This window comes from Chloroflexota bacterium, assembly GCA_023475225.1.
Lineage (GTDB): Bacteria > Chloroflexota > UBA6077 > FW602-bin22 > JAMCVK01 > JAMCVK01.
Genome location: JAMCVK010000024.1, coordinates 112,656 through 134,769, shown reverse-complemented (window position 1 = coordinate 134,769; position 22,114 = coordinate 112,656). Strand labels below are relative to the sequence as shown.

Below are 22,114 nucleotides of genomic sequence, written 5' to 3'. Positions count from 1 at the left end.
GGTGGCAAGCAAATGAGTGAACGATACGCCCCAGCGGCTCGCAACCTTATCACCATCGTTGGGGCCGCACTGGCCCTCTTTAGCTTCATTTTGATCGTTTTCTTACTGCTAATTCAATTCCTTGGCGTGCGCATTACCCCATACATAGGCATCCTCACCTTTCTGGCTCTACCCATACTGTTGGTCATCGGCCTACTACTCATCCCCTTAGGCATTTTCTGGACCAGGATGCAGCGGAGACGACGAGGCATCGTCAGTGTAGCTGAAGCTCTACCTCTATTTCCAGTCCTTGATCTCAACGTCCCTCGGCAACAGCAGACCTTTGCCCTCTTCGCTGTAGCGACAGTTTTCATCTTAGCGCTCCTGGGAACAGTGAGCTATCAATCGACCGAGTTCATGGACTCGGTGACCTTCTGCGGACAGACCTGTCACACGGTTATGAAACCTGAGTACACAGCTTATCTGCGCTCGCCGCATGCGCGCGTGCCCTGTACCAGCTGCCACATTGGACCTGGCGCTTCGTGGTTCGTCAAATCGAAGCTATCCGGCACATACCAGATCATCGCCACCCTTTTTAACACCTATCCACACCCTATCCCTGTACCCATCAAGGACCTACGACCTGCCCGTGAGACGTGTGAGAAATGCCACTGGCCGGAGAAGTTTTACAGCGACAAGATGATGGTATTCAACCGTTACGCCTCAGATGAGAAGAATACGGAACAGAAGATCTTCCTTCTGGTGAAGACCGGCGGGGGCAATGAGAGAACAGGCGTAAGTATGGGTATCCATTGGCACATGAACATTCGTAATGAGATTCGCTATATCGCTACCGATCCAGAGAGACAAAATATCCCCTGGGTACAGGTAAAGAGCCCCAATGGGGAGATAACGGAATATATGTCTACAGCATCGCCTTTGACGCCGCAGCAGATCCAAGCGGCGGAGAAGCGGGATATGGACTGTATGGATTGTCACAACCGCCCAACGCACATCTTCTATCCTCCTGGACGGGCTGTGGATGATGCGCTAGGGGCCAAAAGGATCGACGTCAGCCTTCCCTACATCAAGAAGAAGGCAGTGGAGGCCCTTACTACCCCTTACTCCACCACCGAGCAAGCTATGGAGGGGATAGCCAGGGCGATAGATAGTTATTACAAGACTTCTTACCCTGATATTTATGCTGCTAAAGGAAAGGCTATTCAGACAGCGATCACTTCCCTTCAGCAGATATACCGCGAGAACGTCTTCCCCAGCATGAAGGTGACCTGGGATACCTACTGGGATAACATCGGACACGTAGATTCCCCCGGCTGTTTCCGCTGTCATGATGGCAAGCACCGCAGCGCCGATGGGCGGATAATAAGGCTAGAGTGTAATATCTGTCATTCCATACCCATGGCCGCATCAAGCAGCTCCACTGCCCTGTTGACACCACAGACCCTACCACCTGAGCCTCCTTCCCACAAATCACCAGAGTGGATTCTGAAACATGGGAAGGAGGAGCGCACCACCTGCGGTGCCTGTCACGCACCATCTTTCTGCGCTAATACCATTTGCCACGGAAGGAACTGGCTGGAGGAGGCCTCCGGACACCCCCAGAAGCAGTAGCAAGGTCGAGCGGCGGATTACCCTCAGCTACAATCCATATGGCAACCCGACCCCCGATCCGGGAGCATGCCCAACACTGTACTGCGGGACTAACCGCCTATCTTACGCAGCATTCTAAGATAGAGTATCATGCCAAAACAACACGCGAAAAAGCCACACGATGACTCGGAAACGGACCTCAAAGAACGTCGAAATCCGAGTATTCTACATTTGTTAGGGCCATGGCTCAGAAGATACCCATATGTCACTGAATACCTTCGGGAGGCTGCTGCCCTATCCCTGCTTGGCGCCCTCATCCTGGCCTTCTTCTGGCGCTTGATCACTCCTGATAGCAGCGCCAGACAATATATTGTTCCTGGAGATTTCACCAACCAGTTCTATCCTTTCCATTTTTATACGGTCAAGGAGCTCTCGTCTGGACACCTACCGCTCTGGAATCCTTATATCTTCAGCGGGCATCCTTTCTTGGCAGACATCCAAACAGCTGTTCTTTACCCTTTGACCATCATCACCGCCCTAATAGCCAGGCAAAACGGACTCTCTTTCCTCATTCTGGAATGGCGAGTGATCGCCGCCTATGCCCTGGCATGCCTGTTCACCTACGGCCTGGCCAGGGAGCTCCTTAAGGACAGGCGCAGCGCTTTGCTAGTGGCCATAACGTTTACCTTCAGCGGCTTCCTCACCTCTTATCCCGCCCTGCAACTACCCATCCTGGACACAGTCATCTGGTTACCTCTTATCTTGCTCTTTCTTCAGCGCGGTATCAATAAAGGGAATTTTTTGTACCTTACTGCGGCCGGCATTGTCTTCTGTATTTCTATACTGGGTGGTCATCCTCAGACAGCTATGCTGATAACCTACACCAGCCTACTTTATATCCTTTACTCCGGTTGGGTAGGCGGATGGACATGGGGAAGAAGGTTCTTGGGTATCGCCCTTTTTCTTTTCATCGGTTTCGGATTGGCAGCTGTTCAGCTCATACCCTCACTGGAACTGTTGACGCACTCGGTCAGAGATAAACTCCCCTACGAAGTGGCCAGCTGGGGTTATGACTGGCAATCACTGGTCGGCATCTTGCTCCCCACCTGGCGAGGCGAGAAGGCGCTTTACATCGGTATACTGCCGTTGCTCCTCGCCCTCCTCATCCCTCGTCCCAGCAAGCAGCACCTCTTCTGGATAGGACTATTTCTCTTTTCGATCCTGCTCTCTCTGGGTGATAAGGGATTCTTGTACCGCCTCTTATACCCCTTAATCCCCGGTTTCGCTATGTTCCAGGATCAAGAACGGGCTATCTTCCTGTATTCCCTCACTGGCTCCATACTGGCTGGCTTTGGTTTTCAATCCATCGGCAGCAGTAGAACCCTGAGTAACGAGTCTGCATCTTATACACGGCGCCTGATCCTGGTCAGCCTAGGCCTCCTTCTCCTTGCCTACCTTCCAGTAATACTCCAAAACTGGGGAAGCATTGGGAGCTTCGGACTCAATGCCCTGCTGCCTATCCTTTCTAACTATAAATCCTTGGCCCTCCTGCTCTTGCTCGCTTTTCCTCTTCTCTATTTACGTCTCCAGGGAAAGGTAAACGCTCCCCTGTTCAGTGCGGCCATCGTGGCCCTGGTTGTATTGGACCTATTTTCGGCCAACTGGTCAAATAACTTCGGCCCAACACAGCCAGTGCCTGGCGCGGCCATCAAGTCCACTACGGCCTTTCTCGAACATCAAAGTGGCCTCTTTCGCCTGAGAGGCCAGGACGAACATGTGCTGCCACCAAACTACGGGATGTTCACTGGCTTGGCCAACATCTCTGGTGACACACCCTTTCAGATAAAGCGAATGCAACAGCTTCTCTACTCACCACATGAATGGCGACTCTGGCAACTTTTGAATGTGAAGTACATTCTGACCAGAGCGAAACTCGATCAGGGAGTGAAGCTGGTCTTTGAAGAGGGTGATATAAAGACGTACGAGATGCTTTTTGCCCTTCCGAGAGCTTATGTCGTTCAGCAGGTACGCGTCGCTGACAGCCCAGAGCAGGCTCTGGCTATGGTATTGTCTGAGGGGTTCAATCCAGGCACTGGAGCTGTGCTTGAGGAAAAGCCCAAACTGGCTGCTGCCCCTGCTCAACAGCAGCCAGCAACTGTTATAATCACGGAGTATACGCCCAAACGGATGAAGATTGCGACCAAAACATCAGATGACGGCATCTTAGTGGTGAGCGAAACCTATTACCCTGGCTGGAAAGCTTATCTTGATGGACAGCCCGCAAAGATATACCGTGCCGACTACGTGCTCCGGGCCATCGAGTTACCTCATGGTTCCCACGAATTGCTATTTGTTTACGATCCAGACTCGTTTAAGATGGGTCTGATTATAAGTAGCATTACCAGCTTCTTTCTATTACTATTAAGTTTGATCACCACACTGGGACAGCCCAGGCGGACCCCCTAAAGTCAGCACTGAGGAGGTTTTCAAGATAATGATCATCGACGCCCATGCCACAGTGATTATACCGGACATGATCCCAAAACTTCCCCCATTCTTCGCCAAGGCTACCGAACCAGAGCTACTGAAGAGGATGGATGAGGCTAAAATCAAAAGATCGATAATCTGGTCCCTGCCCAGAACACCAGCTGCCGTCAAAGCAAACAACGACTGGGTCGCTGGCGTCGTGAAACAGCACCCCGATAGATTCACTGGTTTCGTCTGCGTCTATCCCCTCGACACCGAAGCAGCCCTTTCCGAGATAGAACATCGGCTGTCCACCCCTGAATTCGCCGGACTCAAGCTGCATCCCCTCGTCCAGGGCTTTCCGATGAACCACCCCTCAGCCCTGACCATTGTCCGTCGAGCTAAAGAATACGATATACCAGTGGTTATCCACGTCACCAGTGCCGCTATGGAGCCGTTAACAACAGACGAGGCCAAGAAAAAACAGGTGGAGCTGAACCGTGAACAGCCTCTATCAGCCCCAAACCTGCTGCTGGACATCATCGAGCTGTATGATTCTCCTAAGGTGATGGCTGCCCATCTTGGAGGCATCTACGACGACCAAATTTGCGCCTCGAAGATCTCCTTTCAAACCACCGGCGCCTCTGTCGAAGCCCTGGAATACGCCTACCAAAAAGTTGGCGCTGGGCGCATCGTCTATGGCTCAGACTACCCCTTCTTCGAGCCAGCCGCTGAGGTGGCCAAGGTTAAGGCCGCTAAGATTCCCCAGGAGGCGAAGGATAAGATTCTGGGACAAAATGTAGCCGCGCTCCTGCGAACAAAGCCATAGATCAGCGCTCAGCAGCTCCACTTTGTTCGACGGGAAGCATCCTGATTTAGCGTTTCGTAGATGGAAGGACGACTTCGCCCAGCAGGATGTAATCGTGCCCATCGGCTGTGCGGAGCCGCTCGCTGGTTGAGGAGTCGTACATTCCGGCGATTAGCGTGTATTTCCCCGGGGCTAACCAGTCGGCGTTTACAAGCTCATGGGTATCGGCGACGATCTCCCCTTCTACCCAGCCAGTCGTCGGGCGAGCCCCACCCTGAGGGAGCCCATCGTCTTGAGCGACCAGCACCCCCTGAGCATCAAGCAGTTGCAGAAAGACCGTATAGCCGATATCCATCTCCCTTAAGGCGCGCCATTGCAATGTGACCTTAAGATGTTTCGCCAGCGGGTCGCCAGCCCTAATTTCTGGCACAGTCCCTTTCGTTGCTTCAGCGACTTGCCATCCATCGTCTACACTATAGCCAAGCAACTCCGCCTGATCATCCAACCTGGCCGCGACGAGGAATAGCCCTGGCGGGACTGTATATGTACGGGGAATGTCACTCACAGAAATGTCTCCAAGCACGAGGCGATTCCTGGCGAATGGCCACCATCCCTGGTGCACGGGTAGGAGCCTCTGCGATGTCGCCGGGCTCAGGCTGATCAGCAGGTGGTACTCTCCACTCTTAACCTGCGCTGGGATGGTCAAGGCGTAGTGAGCTCCCACAATCTCTCCCGGGCGCCAACGAGTACTGGCATAAACACGGCTGATTGGGGTAGATTGCTCAAGTTCCGTCCGTCCGCTCATAGATACGAGATACAATCTCACTGTATAATCAGCCAGCCCCCCTTGTTTAGACTGCCAAAACAGGCGAATGTTCAAGCGATCCCCCGGCTTAATCTTCCCTACAGGCCAGTCGCTACCCGCTAAAATAATTTTGCCTCCGAAATCTGCCTGCCAGCGTTGTCCCAATACAGCTGCCTTCGCCTCAGCTATAGAAAAAGTGCTGCCGATGTACTGCTTCCCAAGCGCTGCAAATTCGCCCGGTGGTCGGCCATCATTTCCCCTGATAACTAGCCTTCTTTCACTGCCTACCTGGTGGACACCCACCTGCAGCGTATAGATCCCAGGCGGTGCCCCTGGGGTGATCTGTATCTCTCGTCTGTCAGCCACAATCTCCCCTGCCTCCCAACGCGAGGTCGGGTAGAATCCATTAAACGGTTCCGCATCAGCGATCGCCCAAGCATAACCTTCGCTATCAGTCAGGCTGCTGACGACGCTATAGCTGGCCAGAGGAGCACTCTTAGCCTGCCAAAATAAGATCAGAGAAAGGCGATCAGGCGCACCGCGGATCGAATCGAGACGATAACCAAGCAGGTTCAGCCTGTTATCATAATTGACGGCCACGGGATTAGCGCCAGATGGCAAGGACTGGACGACGTAGGGTGACGTGTTATAGAGATAGACCTCTATCGCATAGCTCTCCCCGGTAAAGATGCGCTCATCTGTCTTCGCATAGTGGTTTTCCAGCGTCTTCTTCGTCAATCCTAATGGATCAATGCTCTTAGCCATCGCCTGGAGCAGCCAGATTCGCTCATGCTGATTGCCGATCCGCTCAATATCACGCCAGATGGTCTCTGGTACGGCCTGCGTACCCTGCCGAGGAACCCCATACCACGGTAGATGAGCCTTATCATAGTATTCGAAGGCGGTGTAAATCTTGCTGTCGTTCAACACCACCGCATCACCTGGGAGAGAATGCTCAACTATATACCCAACTGCGGCCCGAAAATTCTGTTTGGTGTTGTTATGTACGAATAGGTAGTCGTACGTCCCATAGCCTGATATCGTAAGAAAGTAGACCAGTGTTGCAGCTGCCAAAATCGCCTTCCATCGTCCAAGGCGAACAACACCAAGGCTCAACAGCAAATAGTATGGTGAGGATAGAAAAACAGCATAGCGTGTATTATAGACCACTTTATAGCGGGAGAAGATATAGAGCAAAACAATCGGCACAATTAAGCCAAACAGGAGCAAGAGGGCTCCCGATCGCTTGGCTGATGAAGCTAGGTCCCAAAACGCCGCCAGCATCAATACCCCGAGGATGGCCGCGTAAGGCAGGACCTGGAACTGATCGACAGTGATACCAAAGCTAAAGGAGACAGCCAGATCACGAAGCATATCCTGGAGATTCACTTCCAATGCTGGACCAGGCAGGGCCAGGAAGGCCCGAATGGCATATAGAGCGGTTGGTACAAAAGGAATAGCCAGAATGCCCAAGGCGGTGACGGCCCAAAGCACCTTCCATCGCCGCTTTAGAAATGCATAGGCGATAAAGTAGAACAACTCCGCCAGCACGACCAACGCTGCGAGATAATGAGTTAAGAGCATAAGTACGACTATAATGACATAGCTCAGATAATAACCAGGTCCGTCCCTTGTTACTACTTTGAAAACAAGATACAGCGAGAGTGCACTGAGAAGTCCAAACAGGGCGTAGGGACGGGCCTCTTGCCCATACCAAAGATAGTAGGGTGAGAGGGCAGCCAAAAAGGCTGCCATGAATCCTACCCAACGGTCAAATAAGGAGCGGCCGAGAGTATAGAGCATTGGTATGGTAAGAATCGTGGTTATAACCGATAGAAAGCGAATGGCGAACTCGCTCTTACCGAATAGTTTCAGGCAGAAATGCAATAAGAGGAAATAAAGGGGTGGATGCTGGTCGATTGTGACAACGTTGTCGATCACAATCTTGTTTGAGAGAATGTAGCCGATGTCTGAGTGAGCGCGATGGTAGCTTAGTGTCTCATCCCACCAAAGGCTTTGCGCTTCGATATGATATAGATGGAGCCCAAAACTCAAAACAATAATGAAGACCAGCGCAATTAGCCACAACCAATCGCGCTTCGCCAGGGAGGAAGTGCCCTGACTACTGGCCTCCACTTTTTTGATGCCCTCATTCACCAGCTAATCGCCTTATCAGAACTACATAGTACAAGATTAGTTCATAACCTCTGCGTAGACCTCCAGCGTCTTCCTGGCGATGCTGTCCCAGGACAACGCTGCGGCCAAGCTCGACGCCTGCTGGCTAAGGGAAGCTCGCCTTTCTGGTGAATCAAGCAAATTCTCAATGGCCTCAGCCAGGGTCAGGGGGTCATCCGGGGGAACCATCACTACTTTCTGCTCCAAGCGTAACTCTGGTAGAATACGAGCGTTTCGATCATCAAGACGACTTCCTTTGGCAACATCAGGGCAGTGGGTCGTGATGATTGGTAAGCCGTGCACCAAGGCCGCTACCAATGTTCCATGCCGCAGGGAGGCACCCTCCTTAAAGGGCAACACGCAGATATCTGAGCAGAGCAGGTGGGCCGAGGTCTCCTCCACCGTTCCGAACCCTGTCCACCATACCCGCCCCTGAAGTGCTGGCTCCTGGGTCATCGCCTCCATCCTTTGGGCATACGCCCAGTTCGATCGATCCCAATCTCCAGACTTACCACCTATCATAAGCAAGTTTACTGGACGATTTCGTTCTAACAATATTCTCAGGCCGTTAAGCAGCGTTTCCACGCCCTTGTCTTCCTTTAGGAAGCCAAAATAGGATAGTAGAGGCACATCACCCTGGAGTCCCAAGCCACTGCGCCACAAGATTCGCTCATAACCATTGACCGGACGAACGGGGATGTTACTGCCGATAGGAATAAAATACATCCGCCGCCTTCCGAACCTCGCCATAGCCCTCCAGCTATCCCACGTTACTCCCTCCGCCTGCAGTGTAGCCGCGTCCTCATGATTAGTAACGATAAGCGCATCAGCTAGAAAGGCCAGGATTGCGCCGGGCCACTTTCTTAATCGTCCCGCTTTGGGAAAGAGATAGGGTACTTTGAGATCGTGAAAGGTCACTACAACTTGGGGCTGCGCTCTTGCCCAGCGCATAAATAATGGCCATAGGTTGATAGCCGGGTGCATTCCATATGCCCCTGTCTGATACTGAATATGGACAACGTCAGGATGTTGCGCCTCTATTATGGACGATAGGCGCCCCCAGCTGTCGTATCCCCAACTCTTCAGCCGGGGCAAAACTGTATATGGCAGCCTGCGCTCCCCCTCAACAGCCGCTTCAGCATAGGTAACTACAGTCACCCCTGCGCCCTGGTCGGTCAAGGCGGCGGCCAAACAAGCACTGTAATCCCCGACTCCTCCCTTCATCGGGGGAAACTCGCCACTGATAAGACAGACCCTCACCTTAAGATCGCTCCCCGCCTATCACGATCGCCCTAGCAGAGTGAGTGGCAGCCGGCTGATCTGCCAACGGGACACCCTCAATAACATCAATAAGCGTTGCACCCGCATTCCTCGGTTGCGCGACACGAGTACAAATTTCAAACTCTCCTCAAACAATTGAAACAGAAACGTCAAGAAAATAAAAGTCCGCAGGGTGACCTCTTGCCAGCGCCCATAATGTTTGCCGAAGAACCTGCATTTGCTCTCGTGGAAATAAATGTTGCGCAGGGTTATATCCTGCTCGCTGCTTTTCGCCTCGTGATGGATGACCTTAGCCAGAGGGAAATAAACTACATGCCAGCCTGCCTGCTTGATACGATAGCACCAATCCAGTTCCTCGGAATACATATAGTAACGTTCGTCTAGCATCCCCACCTGGGATAGAGCCTCTCGACGCACCATAAAGCACGCCCCAACCACCCAGTCAACTTCCTGAATCTCATTATCCGGCGTATCAGTCATATAGTACCGCCGCAGTAACCCGATGTTGGGCATATAGCGCTGTAGAATAGTGCTCTCTACAAGGGCTGTAGCCAAAGTGGGGAAACGTCGACGCGATGACTGTATGATACCATCGCCATACAACAGTTGTGGACCCAGAACTCCTACATCGCGGTGCTTCTCCATAAACTCTGTCATGGAAGATAAGGAACCAACCCGTAGCTCTGTATCGGGATTCAACAGGAGCAGATAATCGCCCTGCGCTTGGGATGATGCCTGATTGTTGGCCCGGGTGAAACCTACGTTAGTATCATTAACGATGAGCTTCACCCAGGGGAACTCTGCCATAACCATGGCCACGCTGCCGTCTGAGGAGGCGTTGTCTACGACGAGGACCTCTACGGAGAGCCCAGAGCGGCGCACTTCGGTCTCCACCGAGCGCAAACATGCCCTTAGCAGGTCCTTCACATTCCAGCTGACAATGACGATGGAAAGGAGCAAAATCAGATCCTCTAAATCCTGAAACTCTACCGTTGCCTCGACTAATGTCCGTATTATAACACAAGCCCTATCTCCCCCCTGTAAGATTAACCGTTCCACAGCTGCACACCTAATGGCATAGCCGGGGCGCTCACTGAACTTGACAACCAAATCTTTCAAGGATAGAATGACCATCATGACTGGAAGGTTTTTTCCTTCTCAAATAGAGCGGTTTAAACAGCGATGACAAAGGAACAAACAAAGACAAGGCAGAGGCATCAATATAGCCAGGTTGTTGAAGTCAAGGGTCACATCATCGACTCCCTGATCTTCCCCCGCATACTGGACGAACTGATTGATCTGGGCGCCGAGTTCAAGATATTGCGGCTGGATGTAGGTAGGGGACGAACAGATCCCAGCTATGCGCGACTGGAGGTCATAGCACCCAGCGAGGAGATGCTACATACCATCGTTAGCGCGGTTCAACGCCTGGGTGCTACCCCCCTCCGTGTAGAAAACGCCACCTGTACTCCCGCCCCCAAAGATGGTGTATTTCCAGAGAACTTCTACTCTTCTACCAATATACCCACGTTGATCAGGTGGGAGGGGGAATGGATAGCCGTGGAGCACCCCGAGATGGATTGTGGTATCGTCATCCAGAATGGGCATGCCCGATGCGTCCCAGTTTGCGAGGTGAAGAAGGGGGATCTGGTGGCTGTTGGGGACAAGGGTATTCGCGTCCTGCCCCTGGAACGTCCCCGAGTACCCTCGCCCATATTTGGCTTCATGGGTAGTCCGGTATCAAGCGAAAAACCAAAATCGGCCCTGATCAAGGACATCGCCGATAAGATGCGTGAGGTGAGAGCAAGGGGTGGGAAGATCCTTGTTGTAGCCGGACCAGCTATCATTCACACTGGATCCCGTGATTACCTCTGTCGCTTGATTGAGCGAAGACAGATCGATTACCTATTTGCGGGCAACGCCTTGGCTGCTCACGATATCGAATACGCTTTCTACCGAACCTCGCTTGGTGTGCCCCTTGATGGGAGCCAACCGCTTGAGCAGGGACACGAACACCACCTCCGCGCCATCAATCGCATCCGGTCCGTTGGTGGTATCAAGCAGGCAGTAGAGGCAGGGATCTTACAAGAGGGCATAATGTACACCTGTGTAAAGTACGGTATTGATTATGTCCTCGCTGGATCCATCAGAGATGATGGACCACTACCCGAGGTGGTGACGGATGTCATCCAAGCCCAGAGTGAAATGCGAAAGCGGATCCACGATGGGGTGCAGCTGGCTTTAATGCTCTCTACAATGTTACATTCCATTGCCGTCGGTAACCTGTTACCGGCTACCATTTACACCGTCTGTGTCGATATCAACCCAGCCGCACTGACCAAAATGGTCGACCGTGGTAGCTTTCAGACGGTGGGATTAGTGATGGATGTGGCCAGTTTCCTGCGGGAGCTGGTCGAACTACTGGAAGAGCCTGTAAGTCCCCTACCCGCGATAGCAGCGAAGACCAAAGAACACTAGGATAGGCGGGACAGCCTCAAAAGGACATCTATCGCGGTCTGCTTTATAGCTTTTGACCATAAGACCATGCTTAAAGATTGCCCTGCCACATTCGCTGTAGCCTGAAGTAAGTGACAAGGTTATAATAGGCAAGAAGGACAGCTAAGAGCAAGCCATGGAATCCATCTAAATAGCCACGGAGGTCGATATAGTGCCTTTTGAACTCCCGTAGCGGCTGTAGAACGAAGGAGCGCCACCTGGGCTTGATACCCCTCCGAAACATAGTTCTGGCCTCATATTGAGCGTACAAATCCTGTTTGCATAGAAATTGCGCCAAATATTCGTAGTTATAATGGATCAGTCTATTACTCAGCCTACCCGCTCCCCCAGTCAACTGTACCAACTCGTGCACCTCGCGGGATTCATCATATTTGGCCCACCCCCGGCGCAAGAGGCGTAGTTGATAATCTGGGTACCAACCCCCATAGCGAATCCATTTCCCCCAAATAATGTTCTCTCGCGGTATCCAGTATCCTGCGATCCTTTCCCCCTGGCCAGTAGTTATCTCGGCACACTGGCCCGCGGTGATACCCGCTCCATCTTCGTCGTCCAGCACCATACGTATCTCCGAGGCAAGCTCAGGCGTTATGCGCTCATCAGCGTCAACGAAAAGCACCCACTGATGAGCAGCTAACGACATAGCCGCGTTGCGCTGCTCAGGGAAGGACACGAAATGGCGTTGAAGGACCCTGATCGTGTACCGGCGAGCAATCTCGACCGTCTGATCCGTGCTGAAGGCATCTAACACCACGATTTCGTCCGCCCAGACTAGACTCTCCAGACACGGACCGATATGCCTCTCTTCGTTCTTAGTTATAACAAGCGCCGAAACCTTGCCCATTCTCTTACATCCGAAAGACCTGGCCATAAGCAGCGAGCCTATCTCTCAGTTCAAGCTCGCTGAGCTGTCCGCGGTGTGCTTTCCACCAGGCTACCAGCGCCTCTTTGGCAACACCCAATCGCACTATGCCCCTAACCGCCCATCGAAAGAAACGGTCATAATGCTTCGCAAAGAGGCGGTATCTGCTTTTGTGCAGCTCGACGAACATTTGAGAGCGAAATTGAAGGGTGCTTTGGGCCCCATAATGGATGATGTCTGTTCCTGGTAGATAATAAATCTGCCACCCACCCCGCTTAATTCGCATACACCAATCGATCTCTTCGCAATACATGAAGAACTGCTCATCCAGTAACCCAACCTGTTGAATGGTCTCTCGTCTGACCACCAAGCACGCCCCCAGCGGATGATCGATGGGAAAGAGTTGTTCATAGCATCGCCAGGGATAGCGACCGTTCAAGCGCGAGTTCAGGAGGCGATAATTGATGGGAAAGAAATCCAGGAAGCTCATCCAGAGTCCAGGGAAACGGAAACACGAGTGTTGAATGGTACCATTAGGGTTAAGTAAACGGCAACCGGCTGCGCCAGCTTCCGGATAGGAGTCCATCATCTCGACCATCCGACCGAGTGTCTCACCAAGAACAACCGTATCAGGGTTAAGCAGAAGCACATAGCGACCTGTCGTTTGCTCTATAGCCTGGTTGCAAGCCGTCGCAAAGCCTCGGTTGTATTTATTGATGATAAGATGAACGGAAGGGAATTCGGCACATACCATCTGAGGACTACCATCAACCGAGGCGTTATCTACAACCCATACCTCAGCCGCAAATGGCTTGACCGCAATGCTAGCAAATACCGAATGCAGGCAGTATCTAAGGAGGCCACACGTATTATAGCTGACGATCACAATCGAAAGGTCGATCACTGGGTTAATCTAATAGCTCACGACGATTTTCGTCTGTCCTACACGTCCACCAGGGAAACCCACACCGCCCTGTTCGACAGCCGCCCAGAAGTACATTTCCCGCACCCCACGTTGCAAGACTTTGATCGTGCCTGTAATCGTCGCCTCTTCGCCCGGGGCGAGTGTCTTGCCGATGCCCCAACGGACGGGGTAGGGTTGAGGTGAATTGGTCCAGTCCACGCAAACTCTCCACACACCACCTCGCTCGAAGTAGGTAGCCTCTTCCCCAGTACGCCACCAGGCGTAGGTCATATCTGTGGTGTAAGCCGTCCCAGGAGGCGGTCCCATCCGCGCCTCGGGAGATGGATCCCATTTGATTGTCGTTGTACCGGTATTTTTCACCTTGATCTCCACGTTCACGGTGCCCCCGAGGGCAATCGCTGTAGGGCTGAATTTCGCCTTGACGATTTCCAGTCTGGGGATACCACCATTGGCGATCGTGACCTGACCCGTGGCCTCAGTCACGTTCCCAGACTCATCCTCAGCTACGATATGATAGGTATAGAGACCATCCGGAAGCAGATTGCCCCCATTCTCCCGTCCATCCCAGGTAAAAGAATGTAAGGCTGCCTCTCGCTTGGTCGGGGGATCAAGAAGGGCATATTCGGTTGTCGGTCCAGTGGCAAAGATGGTGACCTTCGCTCTCTTGGATAGAGCGTAACTGAGGAACGCTTCGTCATCCACACCATCACCATTAGGAGAGATCGTTTCCGGCTGGCAAACAATATTACTTATCTCCGGCGGTGTAGTATCAGCCCCCTCGATAACTAAGTTTACCCTTCTTTCGGCACGCCGGCCATCGGCATCCTCAGCCTCGACAACAAATGTATATCGGCCATCAGGTAGGACTCGTCGGTTCAAAGAATTGCCGAAGCTGATCGCCCCATCAAATCTCGCCTCATAGGTGTCAGGCGGGCGTAGTGCTCTCTCCCTGAAAGTATAAGTCTTCCCCTCAGCAGCCAGGATGGTGATTGATACGTTCGCTCTGGTTGAAATCTTATAAGTGATCGTAGCTATATCATCTATGCCATCACCGTTGGGCGAAATTTGCGAGGGCGTTATGCGCACATCTGAGAGCAGAGAACCCGAAAAACAGCCGGCCATCGACAAAAATAGTGCAGCAAGGAACACCCCTATCAGCACCACATAGAGATAGAATTTCCCTTTCAAACAACGCTCCTCCGTTCCTCCACAATTTTAGGAGGCATCGCCTCCTTCTGGAGAGCAACCTGCAAGACCTCTTCCATCTTCTCTACAAAGACGAAATTCAACTGACGTTTGACATCGGCTGGTATCTCCACCATATCTTTCTGGTTTCTCTTGGGCAAGATGAAAGTCGTTATTCCTGCTCGATGGGCGGCTAGGACCTTCTCTTTCAGACCGCCAACCGGTAACACGCGCCCCCGCAGGGTGATTTCCCCAGTCATAGCCACCTCCCGCCGCACAGGACGACGGGTCAGGGCCGAGATGAGAGCCGTAGCCATAGCGATTCCGGCCGAGGGCCCATCCTTAGGAATAGCACCAGCCGGAAGATGAATATGAATATCCATCTTCTCATAGAACCCATCCCAAATATGAAGATCCTTCGCCTTAGATCTTGTATAACTCATCGCTGCCGTGGCTGATTCCTTCATGATCTCACCCAGCTGGCCGGTCAAAATGAGGCTGCCCTTACCGTCCATAAGGGTCACCTCTATAGTAGCCAGATCCCCTCCAGCCTCAGTCCAGTAAACACCAGTGGCCACCCCTACTTCATCTCGTTCTTCGGCCACCCCCCAGAAGAACCGTGGCGGGCCAAGGTACTTGGGAAGAGACTGCGTTACGATCGTGGTGGGGGCTTTCTCCCCCTCCGCTATTACCTTGGCCACCTTACGACAGATTGATCCAATCTCACGTTCCAGATTGCGTAGCCCCGCCTCATGCGTATACTCACGAATCATCTGCCGCAGTGCCCCCTCCGAGAAGTGCAACTGCCCCACATTCAGCCCATGCTGACTGAGTTGTTTAGGTACGAGGAACCGCTTGGCAATCTGGAGCTTCTCCTCTTCGATATACCCCGGTAGCTCGATGACCTCCATCCGATCACGCAAAGCCGGCGGCACGGGATCAAGGATATTAGCTGTTGTAATAAACATCACCTTGGAGAGATTATAGGGCACATCCAGGTAATGATCGCTGAAGGCGTAGTTCTGCTCTGGATCCAGCACCTCCAGCAGTGCCGCAGAGGGGTCACCGCGAAAGTCGATCCCCACCTTATCTATTTCATCCATCATGAATACCGGGTTGATCGTCCCCGCCGTGCGCATCGTCTGAATGATACGGCCAGGTAAAGCCCCGACATAGGTTCGCCGGTGTCCCCGGATTTCAGCCTCATCCCGTATGCCACCTAGACTTATCCGAACGAATTTCCTACCCAGGGACTGTGCTATTGACCGACCCAGACTGGTCTTACCCACCCCAGGCGGTCCCACAAAGCAGAGGATCGGACTACGCATTCGCTCGCCTGCTAAGCGGCGCACGGCCATATACTCTAGGATACGTTCCTTAACCTTCATCAATCCATAGTGATTTTCCTCTAAGACCTTAGCTGCCTGCTTGATGTCAAGATTATCCGCCGTCTCATTGCTCCAAGGAAGGTTAACCAGCCAATCCAGATAGGTACGGATTACAGCTACTTCTGGAGCCGCCGCCGGCATAGTCGATAACCGAGTCAGCTCGTCCTCTGCCTTCCTGGCTACATTATCCGGCATCCCCACGCCCTTGATCTTCTCTCGTAATTCATTTATCTCCCGAGCCTGGGCATCTACCTCGCCCAGCTCTCTCTGAATGGCCTTTAACTGCTCCCGCAGAACGTATTCACGGTGCGATTTATCAACTTCTTGTTGAACCTGGCTCTGGATCCTGCTCTCAAGCTCAAGGACATCCAGCTCTTTAGCCAGCAGGACGTTTGCCTTCTGTAAACGTTCTACAGGGTTAAGCGTCTCTAATATCTCCTGACGTTGCTGCACAGATAGGCTCAGACTAGAAGCAACCAGATCGGCCAGCCAGCCGGGTTCATCTATGTTCATCGCCGCCACGTAGGTCTCATCGGAGAGATGGCCACTCAGCTTGACACACTTCTCAAATAGGGCCAGGACAGCGCGCATTAAGGCTTCAACTGAGATCGTTTTTTCCGCATATTCGCTGAGTGGTGACACCCTAGACTTTATATAAGGATCAGACTGCGTAAAACTGAGTAATTTTACCCGACGCTGCCCCTGAACCAGCACGCTGATCGTTCCGTCAGGCATTTTAAGCATCCGACCAATGGTAGCCTCGGTCCCAACTGTATATACATCATCGAAGGTGATATCGTACAACTCCGGCTGACGCTGGGCTACGACCACTATAGTACGCTCTTTAAGCATCGCGTCCTCGATGGCCCGCACCGATCGCTCACGTCCAACGACTAAGGGGGTGATCATACGTGGGAATAATACTGTATCGCGAATAGGCAAAACTGGTAGCTCAGCGATCATTAATAGCTCATTTTCATCATTCTTGCTTCTCTTTCGCGCCAACCTTCTATCCTCCACTCCCCAAAAGAATTCTACTACTATCCATCTCTTTTATAGCACATTTACTCGCCTTAATAAAGGTGCGTGCACCGCGTGGCTATGCTATAATACCTGCGAATACGGTGGACAAAGAGATGCTTCAAGCAACACGTGTAGTCCTGCGGGAGATTGTAAGATCAGACGTCGACGAAATGGCCAAGTGGCCCAGATATACAGAAGCGGAGCTCCAATGGGCTAACTTCGATGAGCGAAGCACGGCAGAGCGAGACCTTTGGTTCGAAATAGGGAGAAGTGACCTTACCCGCTGCCGCTTCGCTATTCTTAACCAGGAGGGTTGTCTAATTGGCATACTTGGATTACGTCATATCAACCTCCTCCCTGGCCAGGCTACATTAGGCATCCAGCTCGCTGCCAACGAAGTGAATAAGGGCTACGGCACTGAGGCCATTATCACCCTTCTGCACATCGCCTTCGAACAGATGAATTTGAAACGGATCAATCTGGATGTGGTTGAGAGCAATAAACGAGCCAGGCGTTGCTACGAGAAGTGCGGATTCAACATCATTGGCCGACACCTCGATAGCAATGGTGATACCTACATAGACATGAGTATAAGCCGAGAAGAGTTTTGACAAAAACATGGAAACCCCAAGTAGCGCTATAACATCGTTACAGGTAGTATTATTCGACAGGCCTTGAGTAGCAGATAACAAGAGGTGAAAAAGATGGTGGACAAAGAAAGGGAACGGGCGCTGGAAATGGCTATCAGCCATATCGACAAACAATTCGGAAAGGGATCGATAATGCGCTTGGGAGAGGCAACGCCACGGATGACTGTGGAGGCGATACCCACTGGCTCGATCGCTCTAGATTTGGCCATAGGGGTTGGGGGTGTTCCCCGCGGCCGTGTCACAGAGATATTTGGTCCTGAATCTGCCGGCAAGACTACCCTGGTTCAACACATTATCGCCCAAGCCCAACGCCTAGGCGGGATCACCGCTTTCATCGACGTTGAACACGTCCTTGATCCGGAATACGCCAAGAAGTGCGGTGTCAATATCGACGATCTCTATGTCTCCCAACCGGATACCGGTGAGCAAGCCTTAGAGATTGCCGAGGCCCTGGTGCGTAGCAACGCTGTGGACATCGTAGCCATCGACTCTGTAGCTGCCCTCGTACCACGAGCTGAGATCGAAGGCGAGATGGGCGATGCCCACGTAGGTCTCCAAGCCAGACTTATGTCTCAGGCCCTCCGGAAATTGACCGGAGCGATCAGCAAATCCAAAACCGCTGTCATCTTCACTAATCAACTGCGAGAGAAGATTGGGGTTATGTTCGGTAACCCCGAGGTAACACCAGGTGGCCGCGCCCTCAAATTTTACGCCTCGGTTCGTCTGGAGATCAGACGTGTGGAAGCAATTAAACAAGGTAATGAGACAATTGGCAACCGTACTAGAGTTAAGGTCGTCAAGAATAAGGTTGCTCCTCCTTTCCGAACCGCGGAATTTGACATCCTCTACAATGAGGGCATCTCCTATGAGGGTGGGCTCTTGGACGTTGGTTTGGAAATGGGCCTGGTCAGGAAAAGCGGAGCCTTCTTCAGTTTCGGGGATGTTCGGCTTGGCCAAGGGAGAGAGAACGCCAGAGAATTTTTGAAGCAGAATCCGCAGATCGCTCAGGAGATCGAACGCCAGATTCGAGCTAATACGAGTGCCTATAAGGGTGTTGAAATCAGCCCGTTGACGGCCATAAATCCCGCTTCCTCAACCCAGGAGTCGACCAACTCAGACATCCCTGCTTAGTAGCTATCGACCGGTGGAAGCGTGTCTGGAATCATCACCGCCATAAGACCTCAAGAGAGCCGTGACCGCGTAAATATTTACCTCGATGATAGATTTGCCTTCAGCTTGACTGCCTTGGTCGCGGAGGCAGCACAGATAGGATGTGGGCAATTCCTTAGCAACGAGGAGATCGCCCATCTGCTCAGTAAGGATTCTTTCCAAAGAGGCTTGGATAGCGCCCTTCACTTCCTGTCTTATCGTCCCCGTAGCGAGAGTGAGGTCAGGCATAACCTGCTTCGCAAGGGACTAGAGGCGGAGACTATAGGTCGGATCATCGATCGATTGAAAGAGATGGGTCTCATCGACGACAGCGCTTTCGCCAGGTTCTGGGTGGAGAACCGTGAAACATTCAACCCTCGATCTACAAGAGCGTTGAGGATGGAGCTACGCCAGAAAGGAATAGCCAGAGAGATCGTTGAGGAGACCCTGGCCGATGCCCATGGCGAAGAGTCGCTGGCCTATGCTGCAGCCCAAAAGCGGCTGCGCAAGTTAAAGACGATGGATGATAAAGTTGCCTGGCAAAAGATTGGCCATCATCTGAGTCGACGCGGCTTCAGCTACGATGTCATCAGCCTTGTCATCAATCGCCTACAACGTGAATCAGTAAGCAGCGACAGAGGGTCGCCTGCTTGACAGTAACTAAGGTGGTAATTATCATTGCACTAGACTAGATAGCTATGCTGAACAGTCAGACTTAAACTGGTCGATAGAAAGGTGAGGGTAATATGTTGCTGAGAGACCTGGTAGAGATGATACCGACGATCATTGTGGTTAGCCTCATCGTCAGCGGTATCTCTTTTGCCTTTGGCTACTTCTTCAGGCAATACCAAGCCAGTGCTCAAATAAAGTCCGCCGAAGCCAACGCTGAAAAAATTCTTAGCGAAGCCAAGACAAAACAACGGGAGATCATCCTTGAAGCTAAAGATGAGGCGCTCAAAATACGGGGGGCCATCGAGACCGAGCTTCGCGAAAGGCGCATCGATTTACAGCGTCAAGAGCGACGGCTCCTTCAGAAAGAGGAAACCCTTGATCGTAGATTAGAAGCATTGGAGCGACGGGAACGGAGCACTGCCCAGAAGGAAAAGGAGATCGAAAACCAACGCAACGAAATCGAGGAGATTAAGCGGAAGCACCTCAAAGAACTGGAACGCATATCCGGTTTAACCCTGGCTGAAGCCAGGGAACTATTGCTGAAGGAGATCGAATCAGAGGTAAAACAGGACGCTGCCCGTCGTATTCGGGAGATAGAAGCCCAGCTTAAGGAGGAGGCTGATCGGAAAGCTCGCCAGATTATCACCCTGGCCATCCAACGCTGTGCTGCAGATCAAGTGGCCGAAACAACCGTTTCAGCTGTTCCCCTCCCCAGCGATGAGATGAAGGGCCGCATCATCGGACGGGAGGGGCGCAATATTCGAGCGCTGGAAAGCGCCACCGGTGTTGATCTCATTATTGATGATACACCCGATGCAGTAACCCTTTCCGGCTTTGATCCTGTTCGCCGCGAAGTCGCTCGCCTAGCTCTGAACAAACTCATTGTTGACGGCCGAATCCATCCGGCGCGCATCGAAGAAATGGTGCAAAAGGCAAGACAGGAGGTGGATTCGATCATCCGCGAAGAAGGGGAACAGGCAGCCTATCAAGCAGGTGTCCATGGGTTGCCCTCAGAGCTACTCAAAACCCTTGGACGTTTGAAGTTCCGCACCAGCTACGGCCAAAATGTGCTGATGCACTCCGTAGAGGTTGCCCATCTAGCCACAATGATGGCTACCGAATTAGGGGCTGACATCAATGTGACCCGACGGGCTGGGTTGTTGCATGACATCGGCAAAGCCGTTGACCACGAGGTGGAGGGGCCACACGCTCTCATCGGTGCTGATATCGCTAAGCGTTACGGTCTGCCCCCAAAGGTAGTCCAAGCTATAGCTGGCCATCACCAGGACCAGGATCAACAAACGATCGAGGCTATCCTTATTCAAGCCGCCGATGCCATTTCTGGAGCTCGCCCGGGCGCTCGACGGGAAACACTGGAAAGCTACATCAAACGATTAGAGTCCCTGGAGAACATAGCCAATTCATTCTCCGGGGTGGAAAAGTCTTTCGCCATCCAGGCCGGCCGTGAGGTAAGGATCATAGTCAAGCCCGACGAAATCGACGACTTAGCCGCGGTGCGTTTGGCTAGAGATATCGTCAAGCAGATAGAGGAAACCCTGGAATATCCAGGGCAGATAAAGGTGACAGTCGTTCGCGAAACCCGCGCCGTGGACTATGCCAAGTAGCTCTCACCAGGAACGACAGGGGATAACGTCCCCCGTCAGCATCTGCTTTCGGCTCAGATACTATTCGGGAGATCCCGAGTTGGCCGCAGCCCAACTTTGCGGGCAGCCATGAAGCGGGAATAATATTGACTCCAGCCACGCGAATCCTTAACACTCTGGGAGAGATCCTTGCGTATCCTGATGATAGGTGATATTGTCGGCCGACCCGGGCGGCGTGCTGTAAGACAGCTCCTCCCCACCTTACAGCAACAATACGAGCTCGAACTGATCATCGCCAACGGAGAGAACGCCGCTGGTGGTCGCGGGTTGACTCAGACCACGGCTGAGGAGCTATTTGAAGCCGGTGTGGATGTCATTACCTCAGGAAACCATATCTGGGAACAGACAGGGATACGTGCCTACCTTGAACGTGACGTTCCGATATTGCGTCCTCTAAACTATCCACCTGGGGCGCCCGGTCGGGGCCATCTTGAGATGAAAGACACCCTAATCATCAACTTGTCCGGCCGACTATTTATAGCTAACCTTGACTGCCCATTTCGGGCCATCGATGAGCTTCTAAGCCGAATCGGCCCTTCCCCGAAGATAAGGATTGTTGATTTCCACGCTGAAGCGACGTCAGAGAAGGTAGTTATGGGCTGGTATCTTGATGGACGTGTCAGCGCTGTATTTGGAACACATACACACGTCCCTACGGCCGATCAACGCATTCTACCCAAAGGTACGGCCCATATCACCGACGTTGGGATGGTAGGCCCTTGGAACTCGGTCATTGGAATGCAGGTGGAAACAGTTATCTCTCGTTTCATCACCCAGCTGCCTGACTCACTTGAGGTGGCCAAAGGACCTGTAGCTTTCAACTCCGTAATCGTGGATATCGATCCCGAATCCGGCAAGACTACCCAGATCTTTCGCCTGGACAAAATCATTGACGGATAGCGGCTGGTCATTCATCAGCTCAGCTAAGCATCGAACCAGCTGCCTGCTTATCACTAC

General features: G+C 52.4%; 16 protein-coding genes. 9 read left to right on the top strand and 7 right to left on the bottom strand.

Translation table 11 applies throughout. The annotated features are described in order from the left end of the window. Positions 1-12 precede the first annotated feature (12 nt). From M1136_05270 to M1136_05260, 3 genes are all read left to right on the top strand, one after another. A complete protein-coding gene (locus M1136_05270; protein ID MCL5075047.1) occupies positions 13-1,611 on the top strand; it encodes a cytochrome C in 1,599 nt (532 codons plus the stop codon). A gap of 129 nt (positions 1,612-1,740) precedes the next feature. After that, positions 1,741-4,056, top strand: a complete 2,316-nt coding sequence (locus M1136_05265; GenBank protein MCL5075046.1) for a YfhO family protein — start codon at positions 1,741-1,743, stop codon at positions 4,054-4,056. A 28-nt stretch (positions 4,057-4,084) separates the two neighbouring features. Further along, positions 4,085-4,885, top strand: coding sequence for an amidohydrolase family protein (locus M1136_05260; protein MCL5075045.1), 801 nt, complete (start codon positions 4,085-4,087; stop codon positions 4,883-4,885). A 46-nt stretch (positions 4,886-4,931) separates the two neighbouring features. On the opposite strand, the gene M1136_05255 is transcribed toward M1136_05260, so the two are convergent. Genes M1136_05255 through M1136_05245 form a run of 3 tightly spaced genes read right to left on the bottom strand, consistent with a single transcriptional unit; the run spans position 4,932 to position 10,262 of the window. Then, a complete protein-coding gene (locus M1136_05255; GenBank protein MCL5075044.1) occupies positions 4,932-7,826 on the bottom strand; it encodes a glycosyltransferase family 39 protein in 2,895 nt (964 codons plus the stop codon). A gap of 36 nt (positions 7,827-7,862) precedes the next feature. Continuing rightward, the gene (locus M1136_05250; protein ID MCL5075043.1) at positions 7,863-9,104 is read right to left on the bottom strand and encodes a glycosyltransferase; all 1,242 of its coding nucleotides are present in this window, start codon (positions 9,102-9,104) and stop codon (positions 7,863-7,865) included. 21 nt (positions 9,105-9,125) lie between these two features. Next, positions 9,126-10,262 carry a glycosyltransferase family 2 protein gene (locus M1136_05245; GenBank protein ID MCL5075042.1) on the bottom strand — a complete coding sequence of 379 codons (1,137 nt, stop codon included), beginning with the start codon at positions 10,260-10,262 and terminating at the stop codon, positions 9,126-9,128. Between the two features lie 45 nt (positions 10,263-10,307). Between M1136_05245 and M1136_05240 the strand changes: the two genes are divergently transcribed. Next, entirely contained in the window at positions 10,308-11,603 is a 1,296-nt protein-coding gene (locus M1136_05240; protein MCL5075041.1) for a TIGR00300 family protein, read from the top strand. A gap of 70 nt (positions 11,604-11,673) precedes the next feature. On the opposite strand, the gene M1136_05235 is transcribed toward M1136_05240, so the two are convergent. The 4 genes from M1136_05235 to lon are packed head-to-tail and all read right to left on the bottom strand — an operon-like array spanning position 11,674 to position 17,004. Beyond that, on the bottom strand, positions 11,674-12,483 hold the full coding sequence (locus M1136_05235) for a glycosyltransferase family 2 protein (protein MCL5075040.1): 810 nt from the start codon (positions 12,481-12,483) through the stop codon (positions 11,674-11,676). Between the two features lie 4 nt (positions 12,484-12,487). Then, positions 12,488-13,405 (bottom strand): glycosyltransferase family 2 protein, encoded by a 918-nt coding sequence (locus M1136_05230; protein ID MCL5075039.1) that lies wholly within the window; start codon positions 13,403-13,405, stop codon positions 12,488-12,490. A gap of 9 nt (positions 13,406-13,414) precedes the next feature. Further along, positions 13,415-14,614: a hypothetical protein gene (locus tag M1136_05225; protein MCL5075038.1), complete on the bottom strand. Its 1,200-nt coding sequence runs from the start codon at positions 14,612-14,614 to the stop codon at positions 13,415-13,417. Further along, positions 14,611-17,004, bottom strand: coding sequence for an endopeptidase La (gene lon / locus M1136_05220; GenBank protein MCL5075037.1), 2,394 nt, complete (start codon positions 17,002-17,004; stop codon positions 14,611-14,613). Before lon ends, M1136_05225 begins: the two co-directional genes overlap by 4 nt. Positions 17,005-17,135: 131 nt before the next feature. Between lon and M1136_05215 the strand changes: the two genes are divergently transcribed. The 5 genes from M1136_05215 (at position 17,136) to M1136_05195 (ending at position 22,057) form a co-directional block, all read left to right on the top strand. Beyond that, on the top strand, positions 17,136-17,633 hold the full coding sequence (locus M1136_05215) for a GNAT family N-acetyltransferase (protein MCL5075036.1): 498 nt from the start codon (positions 17,136-17,138) through the stop codon (positions 17,631-17,633). A 93-nt stretch (positions 17,634-17,726) separates the two neighbouring features. Then, the gene (recA, locus tag M1136_05210) at positions 17,727-18,803 is read left to right on the top strand and encodes a recombinase RecA (GenBank protein ID MCL5075035.1); all 1,077 of its coding nucleotides are present in this window, start codon (positions 17,727-17,729) and stop codon (positions 18,801-18,803) included. 21 nt (positions 18,804-18,824) lie between these two features. Further along, a complete protein-coding gene (locus tag M1136_05205; GenBank protein MCL5075034.1) occupies positions 18,825-19,475 on the top strand; it encodes a RecX family transcriptional regulator in 651 nt (216 codons plus the stop codon). Between the two features lie 92 nt (positions 19,476-19,567). Further along, the gene (gene rny, locus M1136_05200; protein ID MCL5075033.1) at positions 19,568-21,118 is read left to right on the top strand and encodes a ribonuclease Y; all 1,551 of its coding nucleotides are present in this window, start codon (positions 19,568-19,570) and stop codon (positions 21,116-21,118) included. A gap of 168 nt (positions 21,119-21,286) precedes the next feature. Beyond that, positions 21,287-22,057 (top strand): TIGR00282 family metallophosphoesterase, encoded by a 771-nt coding sequence (locus tag M1136_05195; protein MCL5075032.1) that lies wholly within the window; start codon positions 21,287-21,289, stop codon positions 22,055-22,057. Positions 22,058-22,114 lie beyond the last annotated feature (57 nt).